Annotated in this window: 11 protein-coding genes; 4 read left to right on the top strand and 7 right to left on the bottom strand. The window is 73.1% G+C overall.

Annotated features, from left to right (window positions below; all coding sequences use genetic code 11):
• Window positions 1-107: 107 nt before the first annotated feature.
• On the bottom strand, window positions 108-3086 hold the full coding sequence (locus QBL21_RS00670; protein ID WP_407559979.1) for an AAA family ATPase: 2979 nt from the start codon (window positions 3084-3086) through the stop codon (window positions 108-110).
• Window positions 3087-3682: 596 nt separating this feature from the next.
• Here QBL21_RS00670 and QBL21_RS00665 point away from each other — a divergent pair.
• Window positions 3683-4318: a hemerythrin domain-containing protein gene (locus QBL21_RS00665; RefSeq protein WP_407559977.1), complete on the top strand. Its 636-nt coding sequence runs from the start codon at window positions 3683-3685 to the stop codon at window positions 4316-4318.
• 85 nt (window positions 4319-4403) lie between these two features.
• On the opposite strand, the gene QBL21_RS00660 is transcribed toward QBL21_RS00665, so the two are convergent.
• The 4 genes from QBL21_RS00660 to QBL21_RS00645 form a co-directional block, all read right to left on the bottom strand.
• Window positions 4404-4724, bottom strand: coding sequence for a MazG-like family protein (locus QBL21_RS00660; protein ID WP_407559975.1), 321 nt, complete (start codon window positions 4722-4724; stop codon window positions 4404-4406).
• 17 nt (window positions 4725-4741) lie between these two features.
• Window positions 4742-5152 (bottom strand): ATP-binding protein, encoded by a 411-nt coding sequence (locus QBL21_RS00655; protein ID WP_407559973.1) that lies wholly within the window; start codon window positions 5150-5152, stop codon window positions 4742-4744.
• The gene (locus QBL21_RS00650) at window positions 5139-5441 is read right to left on the bottom strand and encodes a hypothetical protein (RefSeq protein ID WP_407559971.1); all 303 of its coding nucleotides are present in this window, start codon (window positions 5439-5441) and stop codon (window positions 5139-5141) included. The genes QBL21_RS00655 and QBL21_RS00650 overlap by 14 nt, the downstream gene beginning before the upstream one ends.
• Before the next feature lie 315 nt (window positions 5442-5756).
• Window positions 5757-6992, bottom strand: coding sequence for a helix-turn-helix domain-containing protein (locus QBL21_RS00645; protein ID WP_407559969.1), 1236 nt, complete (start codon window positions 6990-6992; stop codon window positions 5757-5759).
• 118 nt (window positions 6993-7110) lie between these two features.
• Here QBL21_RS00645 and QBL21_RS00640 point away from each other — a divergent pair, with 118 nt between their 5' ends.
• Window positions 7111-7662 carry a GNAT family N-acetyltransferase gene (locus QBL21_RS00640; RefSeq protein WP_407559968.1) on the top strand — a complete coding sequence of 184 codons (552 nt, stop codon included), beginning with the start codon at window positions 7111-7113 and terminating at the stop codon, window positions 7660-7662.
• 48 nt (window positions 7663-7710) lie between these two features.
• The gene (locus tag QBL21_RS00635) at window positions 7711-8280 is read left to right on the top strand and encodes a dihydrofolate reductase family protein (RefSeq protein ID WP_407559966.1); all 570 of its coding nucleotides are present in this window, start codon (window positions 7711-7713) and stop codon (window positions 8278-8280) included.
• On the opposite strand, the gene QBL21_RS00630 is transcribed toward QBL21_RS00635, so the two are convergent.
• On the bottom strand, window positions 8274-9266 hold the full coding sequence (locus tag QBL21_RS00630) for a hypothetical protein (RefSeq protein WP_407559964.1): 993 nt from the start codon (window positions 9264-9266) through the stop codon (window positions 8274-8276). The two genes, QBL21_RS00635 and QBL21_RS00630, sit on opposite strands and share 7 nt — an antisense overlap.
• A gap of 142 nt (window positions 9267-9408) precedes the next feature.
• Entirely contained in the window at window positions 9409-10044 is a 636-nt protein-coding gene (locus QBL21_RS00625) for a hemerythrin domain-containing protein (protein ID WP_407559962.1), read from the bottom strand.
• 185 nt (window positions 10045-10229) lie between these two features.
• Between QBL21_RS00625 and QBL21_RS00620 the strand changes: the two genes are divergently transcribed.
• Window positions 10230-11963, top strand: coding sequence for an FAD-binding oxidoreductase (locus tag QBL21_RS00620; RefSeq protein ID WP_407559961.1), 1734 nt, complete (start codon window positions 10230-10232; stop codon window positions 11961-11963).
• The last annotated feature ends 4 nt before the right edge of the window (window positions 11964-11967 follow it).

Here is an 11967-nt window from a genome sequence, read left to right as displayed (position 1 = left end):
GTTCTCCTCGGTTGGTGGGGGAGTGAGGGCGGCGCGCCGCCCGTTCACACAGATCGCATGTCTGCGGACCGAGAACAATCCGGGAAACGGTAGGTAGAGACCCCGTATTAATTGCGCGGGTGCTGCCGCCGGGCGGCGTCGGCCACCTCCTTCCGCGACTCGACGTGCAGTTTCCGCATCAGCTTGGCCACGTGCTGCTCGACGGTGCGCGGGGAGAGGTACAGCACGTCGGCGATCTGGCGGTTGGTGTGGCCGAGGGCCACGAGGCGGGCGACCTCGCGTTCGCGCGGGGAGAGCTGGTCGCCGTAGCCGCGCCGGCCGCGGCGGGAGGGGAGGGGGACGTTGTTGCCGCGCAGCACGCGGCGGCAGCGGGCGGCGTCGCGGATGGCGCCGAGGTCGGCGAACTGCTGGGCGAGGGCGGCGAGCTGTTCGGCGGGATCGGCGGGGTCCGGAGGATCGGCAGGATCGGCGGCTGTGGATCCGGCGTCGGCGGGACCGGCACCGGCGGGACCCGCATCCGCGGGACCCGCATCCGCGGTCTCGGCGGCGGCCGCCGTGAGGCGGCAGCGGGCCGCCGCCTCGCCCGCCCGGGCCGCCGAGTACGGCTGCGGCAGGGCCCCGTACGCCCGCTGCGCCGCCGTGAACAGACCCGCCGCCTCCGCCGCCCGCTCGTGCCCCGCCGCCACGATCCCCCGGCACGCCAGCAGCGCCGCCGCCGCCAGCGGCGCGTCCCGGCCCGCGATGCCCGCGGCCAGCTCCGCCGTGGCCTCCTCCGCCTCGCGCAGCCGTCCGGCCCGTACGAGAGCGGTGACCGCCGGCGGCGCCAGGTCGCCCGCCCACGGCCAGATGCCCTTGTGCCGGATCCGCGCGAGGCCCCGCTCCGCCTCCGCGCGCGCCCGCTCCGGTTCGCCGCGGGCCTGGAGCAGGCGGGTCATGGCGCCGGAGGCGGTGGCCAGTATCGGCGCGGGCGCGTTGCGCGGGTCGGCGAGCCCGGCCGCCGCCAGCTCCGCCGCCGCCTCGTCCCACTCCCCCAGCGCCGACGCCAGCAGCCCCAGCACCAGGTGCGCGTCGGCGGCGATGCTGGAGACGCCCTGCACCGTGTCGAGGGTGCGCCGGGCCCGTTCCGCCAGCCCCCGCCAGCGGCCCGCGTACCACTCAAGGCGCAGCGCCGTGCCCTCGACGATGCCTTCGAGGAACGCCGCCCCGCACTCCGCCGCCAGCCGCCGCCCCTCGCCGCGGAAGCGCTGCGCCGCCTGGTAGTGGCCGAGGCTGGCGGCGGCGTCGGCGAAGTTGCCGCAGGCGCGGGCGACCTGGCGGCGGTGGGTGCCGGAGCCCGGGCCGCCGATGAGGCGTTCTGCCTCCTCCCAGACGGCCGGGTCGCCGAGGCTCATGCGCAGGGCCAGGTGGTTGCCGCGTACGGCGGAGCGGACGGCGGGGTCGGACTCGTGCGCCACCAGCTCTTCGGCACGGTCGATCCACCGCTCGTAGACGTGCCGCGGATGGTCGCCCCAACTGGGCATGGCCAGCGCGGCCATGCCGCGGGCGGCGAGCGCGGGCCGGGCGTGCAGCTCGCCCACGGCCACCTCGGTGTTGACGCGGCCCTCCTCGTAGCGGCCGGCCTGGTTGTAGAGCAGCAGGCCGAGGTTGAGCCGGATCTCGCCGCGTACGCCGTCGGGGATGTGGCCGTCGCGGACGATGTCGTGCAGCAGCGCGGTGGCCCGGTGGTGGGTGAGCCCGACGACCGCGTCGCGGCTGAGGTCGACGGCGATCCGGGCGCACTCGGGCCGGCCCAGCCGCCCGTCCGACAGCAGCTCCTCCAGCACCCCCACGGCGAGCGCCAGATCGCCCATCTCGCGCGCGGAGACGGCGGCGGCCTCGGCGTAGCGCTGCCACTGGGCCAGCTCGCCCGCGTGGTGCGCGTGGTACGCGAGCTGGATGAGGGGCTGCGGGTCCTCGGCGGCCAGCGCCAGCATCGCCTGCCGGTGCAGCCGGTGCCGGTCGGGGCCGAGCAGCCCGGCGTAGACGGCCTGTTGGGCGAGCGCGTGCCGGAACCCGTAGCGGCCCTCGCCCCACTCGTACAGCACGCCGGCGAGCAGCGCCTCGCGTACGGCGGCGGAGTCCGCCGGCGCGGCGGGCTGCCCGGGGGCGCCGCGCATGACGGCGGCGATCAGCGCCTCGTCGGCGGGTACGCGGAGCACGGAGGCGGCGCGTACGGCGTCGGCGGCGGGGGGCGAGAGCACGCTCATGCGGTCCGCGACGGCCTCCTGGAGGCGGGTGGGGACGGGCATGCGGGCGAACGCGCCGTGCTCGGGGGCCGGCAGGGCCCGTACGACCTCCTCGACGACGAAGGGGATACCGGCGGTACGCCGGTGCAGCTCGGTGCCGAAGGCGGCGGAAGCACCGGCCGGACTCCCGGTCAGGGCCGCGAACATGCCGCGTACGCCGTGGACGTCCAGAGGGCGCAGGGGGATGACGACCGCGGTGGTGCCGGGCGGCTGGCGGTACGCGCGACCCAGCGGCAGCCCGCTGCCCGGCAGGTCCTCGCGGCGGTAACTGAGCACGACGGACAGCCCGTCGGGCGGGTCGTCGATGAGGAAGCGCAGCAGGTCGCGGGTGCCGTCGTCGGTCCAGTGCAGGTCCTCGACCACCATCACCGTCTCGCCGGCCGCGTCCAGCAGGGCCCGTACGGCACGGAAGAGCCGGTGCCGCCCGGCCCGCAGGTCGCTCAGCAACTCGGGCGCCGGCGGCAGCCGGTCCGCCAGCTCCGGCAGATACGCGCGCAGGGCACCGCACACCGGGCTGAGCACCGGCGGCAGCCCGCCGGCGAGATGCCGCAGCAGATCGAACACCGGCCCGTACGGGAACGGCTCGCGCAGCGGCCGGCACCCGCCGAGCAGCACCCGCCGCCCGCGCACCGCGGGATGGCGCAGCGCCTCGCGGATCAGCCGCGTCTTGCCGATCCCGGCCTCGCCCTCGACCATCGCCACCGACGGCGGGTGCGTGGCGGTGTCCACGAGGGCTTGCAACTCCCGCGCCCGGCCGATCAGTACGGGCGCTTCCGTGGGGCGCAGAACGGTCACGGTCATGAGCGCCTCCGGCCGGTGGGGTCCAGCGGCGCGCCGGGCGGGGGTGTGCGGAGGGCGCGTCGCGGCGGCGACAGCGTGAAGGTAAGCCTCAGCACACACCCGTAGCAAGACCGACCGGCCCGGGCCCCGCGTCCCGGGGCCGGTTACGGGGCCGCGCCGGGGCCTCTCCCGGGCTCGCTCCCAGGCTCCGCCCCCGCCCCGTCCCCGGGTCCGTCCACACCCCCATCCCCACCCCCGTCACATCACCCGGCCCGCGGCTGTCATATGGGAAGGCAGTAGCTTTCACACGCGACCACGAGGGGACGTTGTGCATCATCCCGGACGTTCCCGTACGCGATCCGGCGACGCGGTACCGGGCAGTGACCGGCAACGGCCGCGTCCCGCCGCCCGCCGCCTCCGCGGCGTCCGCGAGACCGTGGGTGGCGTGGGCCCTCCGCCGGGGTTCCACGCCGCCCACTCGCGTGCGGGGCTCCTGCCGGCAGTCCTGAGTCACACTTCCGGACGCCGCGGTGTCAAAGAGGTCGAGCCACCGTCTCGTCCGGCATGACAACGGAATGTACGGACCGTAGACGGATGCGGGATACGGGAGTGACCACATGAGCGGCAACCTCGATCTGTCCATGATGTACGCCATGCACGACGCGCTGCGGCGCGACCTGGAACACATCACCAGAATCAGCGCCCGCGCAGACGACGACCCCCGCAGGCTGCTGGCCTCCGCCCTGGGCTGGGAACTCTTCAAAAAGGCCCTGCACATCCACCACAGCGCCGAGGACGAGGCCCTCTGGCCGGTGATGCGCGATCTCGTCGGAGAGCGGGCCGACGACCTGGCGTTACTCGACGCCATGGAAGCCGAACACGCCCGCATCGACCCCCTCATCGACTCCATCGACGCCGCCCTCGCCGACCCGGAAACCGCCCCGGAGCGCATCGCGGCCGGCACGGACGCGCTGGCCACGGCCCTGACCGCCCACCTCAAGCACGAGGAGAGCGAGGGCCTGCCGCTCGTCGACGCGAAGATGTCGCAGGAGCAGTGGCAGCACTACGGCCTCGTCCACTCCGAGAAGGGCGGCCCGGAAACCCCGCGCCTGATCCCGTGGGTACTGGACGGCGCGGACGAGAAGCTCGCCACGTCGATGCTGAGCCTCATGCCGGAACCCGTACGCGCGCTGTACCTGGGCCAGTGGCAACCGGCCTACGCGGCCCTGACCAAATGGCCCACGACCCCCTGACGGGGGCCCACATACCGAGTGGCGTGGCACCTTCCCCCGGGGTGCCGCGCCACTCTCTTGTCCGGGCCGGGTGCGCGCGCCCGTATCAGCGGGGAAGACGTCCGGCGATCTCCCGCAGCCTGGCCGTGAACACCTCGCCCGCCTCGCCGGGCTCGTCCGCGATCGAGGCGAGCGCGACCATGCTCGTCACGATCACGTCGCTCAGCCCGTTGCAGACGTCGTCGAGCGTGTGACTCCTGCGCGTTCCCGGATCCGAACCGAGAAGGCCGCGCAGCGCCCCGGCGACCTCCCCGTACTCCTCACCGATCTTCAGGATCCGCAGCAGCCGCCCGGTCCTCCCCTGCACGGGGCTCTCGGCGTCCAGCCGGTCGCAAAGCCGCTCGATCGTCTTCCAGGTCTCGTCCATCGCAGTCCTCGGTGGTTTCAGTGGCGGTACGGAACGTCGACCTCGGCCCACACCCGTTTCCCCCACGGCACGGGCTCGACGCCCCACGAAGCGGCGAACCCGGCAACGGTGGCCAGCCCCCGCCCCGACTCGTCGTCCACGCCCGCCTGGACGAGGGTCGGCATCTCGCGGGAACGGTCGACGACCGCCACTCTGACGCGGCGCGGCCCGACCTGGGACACCTTGACGTGCACGACCTCCAGCCGCGCGTGCCGCACCGCGTTCGTCACCAACTCGCTCATGACGAGACTCACCGCATCGTCCCCGGCCTCCAGCGACCACACCCGCAGGGAGGCGGAAACGAGCCTGCGCGCCCGCGCCACGGACGCCGCGGCACGCGGCAGCGTCGCGCTGTAGGCCGCAAGCGCTGCCGTTTCAGGCTTGTCCATGAGGGGTCCCTCCGGGTTCCCTACCCCGGCGGTCGCCCCGCGCGTGGTCCCCCGGGCAGACGAGGAAGGCGCCCAGGGAGGACAGCCAGCGGCGAAACGGCTCCCGGCAGCCGGTGGTGAGGTGGGTCTCCGACGGCGCCACGAGGCCGACGGCGCGGCCGGTCACCAGCAACTCCCGTGCGATGGGCCACTGCCGGCGGCTGTCGAGGGCTTCGCGGTCATCGATGTCGCGGACGGTGCCGAGGACGTTCCAATCCCGGGCCCGCGCAAAGTCGGCCAGGGCCCCCATGACCGGCTCCGCGTCCAACCCTTCGGGCAAGCACGCGTAGAGGACCACGCTCGCCCGATGCGGACTGTACGCCGTGTGCGCGATGGCGCGGCGGCGGGCTGACTCCTGACTGCTCCGTGGCATGCCCCACAGAGTGCCGGTCTGGTTACTCTCCGAGAAGCTCCGAGGTGGAAGAGTGCATCAACTCGTCTCCGCGTGAGCCTTCCACGGCGGAGCAGTCCCGGAATGCCAGTCGAAGCGGGTCTTCCGTGACAGTGGAATCGACGGCGCGTCCAGGCCGGGGTCTTCCGTGGCGGATGACCAACACGCTCGCGATCACAGTGCGGCTTGAGTGTCCACTTCCGCGAAGCCGCCGACCGTTGAGACCGGGACACCGACGAGTTTGGACAGCCGCCGCAGGCGGTCTGTTGACGCTCGGCCGACCCGCTCAAGGATGACGTTCGGCAGGGCTTGGTGCCTGGCCCATTGCGGGGCGTCGGTCAGGACACCTTCCAACGTGTCGAGGGAGGTGTCCCACATCTTGGCATCGGCTTGCGCAAGCGCCACGTCGAGCTTGTACCGGTTACGTGCGGCGTCGGCCAGGCCGGAGAGGTCACCGTCGTGGATATCGGCGCTCAACCGGAGGGCCTTGCCGTGCTCGCCCACCGTCACGTTGACTCCGACCGCCTGAGTCGAGGCGGTCGTGGGCCCGAACCGGGCGCCGTGGAAGTCGTACTCATCGCCGAGGCGGGCGCCGACGGCGTGCACCTGGGACAGGAAGTCACCGGCCCGGTCGGTGTCGTCGAGGCGGGCGGAGGTGACGGCGCAGTGGGTCAGCAGGTTGCCGTAGACCGTCAGCCGTTCATGGGAGGCGTCGCGATAGGAGGGCTCGATTCCCTCGCTGGCGGCCTGGGCGAGTTCGAGGGAGTCGGTGACCCTGCCATCCCGCAGGTACACCCAGGAGCGGGCGGACTCTACGCGCGCGGCGCGCAGTTCGTCACCGGCATGCTCAGCGGCGTGCTTGGCATGCCCCACGGCCGCGTACGCCAGGTCTCTGGCGCCAAGGAGGTTCGCCATGCAGGCGGTGATCTGGTAGGCGTCGGACAGTGCCTGCCATGCCGCCGAAGTGGGCTGCACATGGCACGTCACAGCCGCGTCGGTCAGCAGCGGGACGAGGACGCCGCCGAGGGTGAGGTAGTCGCCTCTCCAGTAGTGCTGCCACGCCAGTTCCGCGGACGAGGCCAGCACGCCGTCCGAGACGGGCTCGGCGCTCTCGGGCAGAAGTCCTGCGGCGGTGTCGTGCGTTGCTTGGGAGACCTGTCGGAGCATGGCGCGGTCCCCTCGCTCCATGGTGCGGCGTGGCGCCTGCTGGCCGAGGATCACAGAAGCGTCCACGGACAGCGCGGCGCTGATCTTCAGCAGTGTCGGCAGGGTGAGGCAGATGTCCTGCTCCGCCTTTTGGACTGTGATTAAAGCCAGCCCGGTCATGTGAGCCAGGTCGGTCTGCGTGACCTCACGGCCCCGGAGGATCTTGATCCGCTCACCGGACGTATACGCGCTCCACTGGGGCATACGGAACTCCGATCTCGTCTGGGACACTGTGAACGGTACCCGGAATCGCCCGGTCGGCCTCAATAAGCAGATTGAGAGCGATCGTGGGAAGGAACAGCGTTTGGCGGCAAGGCAATCGATGGATCTCCGTGCTACGAGCCAGCTCGAATCGGTCCGCAGCGACCTGCTCGACGTCTACGCCGCCGTCCGCGCCCCGCTCCTCCACCTGCCGAACTACGCCGTCACCGCCTTCGGCGAGCGCCTGGACCGCCACGCCTCCGAACCCGGGTTCACCGCCGTCCTCGCGTACAGCGACGGGAAGCCCATCGGCTACGCGTACTGCAACACCATCCAACGCGGTAACCGCTACTGGCAGCGCACCAGTCCGGAGCCGGCGGACACGTACACCGAGCGGCCGGCGGCGGCTCTCAAGGAGATCGGCGTACGGACCGAGTGGCGCGGAACCGGCACTGCCCGGCGCATCCACAACGCGCTCCTCGCCACGCGCGACGAACCGTACGTCACCCTCATGGTGAACCCCGCGGCTGGCGACGGAAAGGTGCACGCCCTCTACCGGACGTGGGGCTACGAGGACATCGGCCGAAGCCAGCCCTCCGCGGCGTCCCCGGTCCTCACCGTGATGATCCGCACGGCCGCGATCGATGAGTTCCGGGGCGTGGGGAGGTCTTAGGGGGAGGGCCGCCGGCGCGGTGATGCGCCTTGTATCCGGAGGAGACCTGTGGCAAAGCTCATCTACTCGATGATCACCTCGCTCGACGGCTACGCCGAGGCGGCCGAGGGCGGGCTCGGGACCGGGGCCGACGACCCCGAGGTGCACACCTTCATCAACGACCTCTTCCGCCCCGTGGGCACGTACCTGTACGGGCGGCGGATGTACGAGACGATGGTCTACTGGGAGACCGCGCTCGCCGAGGCCGGCCACCCGCCGCACATCGTCCAGTACGCCCGTGACTGGCAGGCCGCCGAGAAGGTCGTGTACTCCACGACGCTGGAGTCGGTGTCCAGCGCGAGGACCAGGATCGAGCGGAGCTTCGACCCGGACGCGGTGCGCAGGCTCAAGGCGGAGGCCGAGGCCGATCTCACCGTCGACGGGCCGAACCTCGCGGCGCAGGCGATCGCGGCCGGTCTGGTGGACGAGTACCACCTGTTCGTCACCACCAGCGTGGTCGGCGGCGGCAAGCGGTTCTTCCCCGACGGCGTACGGCTCGATCTCGAATTGGCCGAGGAGCGCGCCTTCGACAGCGGGCTGATCTACGCGCGCTACCGGACCCGCACGGAGTCTCAGTAGACGATGCTGAGGTCGGTGAGGTCGGTTGCCAGTTCGGTGGCGGTGATCTCGCCGTCGTGGACGGTGAAGCGGAAGGCGAGTTGCGGGCGGCCGTTCTGGATCCAGGCCAGGCCCGCGCCGCCGCCGACGAGGGCGGGGACCGGGGACAAGGTGCGAACCGTGCAGACGCGGGTGACCGATTCGGTGCCCTGGACCTCCGTGGTGCCGATGACGGCGTCGCCGCCTCGGCGGTCGGATGGGGTGGCGGCCGGGGCTTTCGGGCCCGGGGGCCTGTCCCTGTCGGCTGTGGGGGGTGCCGTGCGGGGCGGGTGGTGGGGGTCCAGGACCTTCAGCAGTGCCTCGAAGTCGCCCCTGCGCGATGCCGCGAGGAACGCCGCCGCGATGTCCGTACCAGCGGTGTTCGGGGCGGTGGTGTTCGTGTCGGCGGTGTCTGTACCGGCCACGTCCGTGCTCGCGGTGTCCGTGCCCGCCTCGGCGCCGGGCGCGCTCGCGTCGTAGACGCTCTCGCCGTACGCGCCGCCGCCGTGCCCCGCCTCGCCGCCGTCCTTGCCGCCGCCTTCGTACCCGCCCGCCAGGCCCTGCCCCCGCGCGCTGCCCGCCAGCTCGCAGGGCGTCGCCTGCGCACGGGCCGCCACCGCCGCGACCTCCTCGAACGGTGCCGCGAACATGTCCTGGAGCGCGTACGCCAGCCGCTCCGGCGGCGCCAGCGTGTCGAGGACGACGAGCATCGACACGCGCGCGGAGTCCTCGCTACAGGAGGGCAGTTCCGCGATGGTACGAGACCGGAGGAAGTGCAGCGTGACCTGCGCGACGGTGGTGCGCAGGCACCCGTCGAGGGTGTCCGCGCCGACGCGGTCCGCGCGGCTCAGCCTGGTCCAGCCCTGCCGGCCGGCCTCCCCGGACGGGCCGAGCAGCCGGTAGGCGAGGGGGCGCAGGCGGGGGCGGTCGGTCTCGAATCGTTCGGCCAGCCAGTCGTGTTCGTCCATTCTGGTCGAGTCCTCTCGGCGACACCTTCTTTCAGATGACCGTCGAGAGCGATCCGATGTGACCGCCAGAAGAAAATCCCCGAAAGCCGGCCGTACGGGCGGGGGTGCGCGGCTCCCGCCCGTACGGCATCGGAATACGAGGTCAGACGCCCGTGCCCCACCAGTCCTTGGCCACGTACGCGGGCCGCCACTCGTCGTGGTACGCCGCGCGCACCGGCTCCGGCAGGATCGCGAGCGTCGATGCCAGGGTCTTCTCGTCCGCGCCCTCCAGCACCCACGCCGTCAGCACCGGCCCGTCGGCGCCGCCCTTGGCGGCGTGCACGCCGCCGAAGTGCTGCAACTGCGCGGGCGTCAGGGTGCGTTCGATGAGCGGCAGCGTGACGTCCTCCTCGTGCGTGAGGTGCGCGGTGAGCTGCGCGGCCAGTTCGTCGGCCAGCCCGGCGAGCCGCTCCGGGCCCTGCTCGCGGTCGGCGAGGGCGGCGTCTACGGCGTCGAGAAGGGGGTCGATCCGTGCGTGCTCGTCCTCCATCGCGTCCACGACGCCGAGGTCGTCCGGCCGGTCGGCCAGGGCCTCGCGGAGTTGGGGCCACAGGGCCTCGTCCTCGGCGGTGTGGTGGATGTGGAGGACCTTCTTGAACAGCTCCCAGCCGGCCGCGGCGGCGAGGATACGGCGCGGGTCGTCGTCCGTGCGTGCGGTGGCCTTCGCGATGTGTTCGAGGTCGCGGCGGAGCGCGTCGTGCATCGCGTACATCAGGGTGAAGTCGATCTTGTCGCTCATGGTTGTTCTCCCTTGCTCACCCTCCTGACGACGCAGCCCCGCGGAATGTGAGGCGGCGCGAGAGGAACGCGGAGGGAAGGGGCCTGGGTGCACCGTGGGGCAGGGTGCTAGGCCCATGTCCCCGCGTGCGGCGGGTCCTTAGCGTCGAAAGCCCCCGCCAACCGTCGCGAGGAGACCCCGCCGCCATGTCCGCATCCTCCCGCCGCAACGTGCTGCGCGCCGGCGCCGCCGCCGCCATGGCCGCACCCGCGGCCGCGTACGCCGCACCCCCGACGCAGGCCGCACCCGCCGCACCCGCCGCACCGCAGCCCGCCGCCGCGCAAGGCGCCGCCTCAGGCCCCGTGACCGTACGCCCCGACGACCCCCGCTACACCTCCCTCCGCCTCCGCGGCCTCAACCACCGCCACGCCTCCCACCCCTCCCGGATCCGCCTCGTCGGCACCACCGCCGACGTCGTACGCGCCGTGGCCGACGCCGTACGGGCCGGGGGGCGCGTCGCCGTGCGCAGCGGCGGGCACTGCTTCGAGGACTTCGTCGACCGCCCCGACACCGACGTGGTCATCGACATGAGCGGCATGCGCCACGTCGGCTACGACCCCCGCCGCGACGCCTTCGTCATCGAGGCCGGCGCCACGCTCGGCGAGGCGTACCGGCGGCTGTTCCTCGGCTGGGGCGTCACGGTCCCCGGCGGCACCTGCACCACCGTGGGCGCGGGCGGGCACGTCGCGGGCGGCGGGTACGGCGCGCTGTGCCGGCTGTACGGGCTGACGGTGGACCACCTGTACGCCGTCGAGGTCGTCGTGGTCGACCGGTCGGGCCGGGCGCGCAGCGTCGTCGCCACCCGGGAGCGGTCGGACCCGTACCGCGACCTGTGGTGGGCGCACACCGGGGGCGGCGGCGGCAGCTTCGGCGTCGTCACCCGCTACTGGTTCCGCTCCCCGACCGCCTTACGCTCGCCGACCGCCTCAAGCTCCCTGACCCCCGGCCGCTCCACGACCCCCGGACGCTCCCCGGCCGCCGCCCGCGGCGCCGACCCGGGCGCCCTGCTGCCGCGCCCGCCGGCCACCGTCCTGCGCTACTCCCTCGACTGGCGCTGGGCCGACCTCGACGAGAAACCCTTCGTCACCCTGCTGCGCAACTTCGGCCGCTGGTGCGAGCGCAACTCCGCCCCCGGCTCCCCCGCCGCCGCCCTCTACGGCGAGTTCGCCATGTCGAGCCTGCCGAACGAGACCATCGGCCTCGCCGGCCAGATCGCCGCCGACGAGGCCACCGCGCGGCGGCTGCTGGACGAGTTGCAGGACGCGCTCACCCGCGGCGCCGGCGCCGGTTCCGTCGTACCGCCGCCCGCGCGGCAGGCCGTGACGATGCCGTGGCTCGCCGCCGTCCTCCAGGGCGGCGTCGCCGACGAGGTCCCGTTCGGCAGCCGGCTGAAGATCAAGTCGGGCTTCCGGCGCCGCGGCTTCACCGACGCCCAGCTCGCCGCCCTCTACCGGGGCCTCACCGGCCCCGGGTTCGGCAGCCCGTACGGCCACGTGTTCCTCAACACCTACGGCGGTCAGGTCAACGCCGTCGCCCCCGGCGCCACCGCGATGCCGCACCGCGACTCCGTCCTCGTCGCCGGCTTCCTCGCCGGCTGGCCGGACGCGGGGGAGGACGCGCGCCATCTGCGGTGGATCCGGGAGCTGTACGGGAAGGTGTACGCGGACTCCGGCGGCGTACCGGCGGGCGCGTACGACAGCGGGACGTTCGTCAACTACCCGGACAACGACCTCGCCGACCCCGCCCACAACACCTCCGGCACGCCGTGGCACCGGCTGTACTTCGGCGACGACGGCTACGCGCGGCTCCGGCGCGCCAAGGAGCGCTGGGATCCGCGGGACGTCTTCCACCACGCCCTGTCCGTACGGCCCCTGGCATGATCGA

Source organism: Streptomyces sp. 184 (genome assembly GCF_045781775.1).
In the GTDB taxonomy this organism is placed as follows: domain Bacteria; phylum Actinomycetota; class Actinomycetes; order Streptomycetales; family Streptomycetaceae; genus Streptomyces.
Note: the sequence above shows the minus strand (reverse complement) of the source record. Positions and strands in the feature narration are given on the sequence as shown.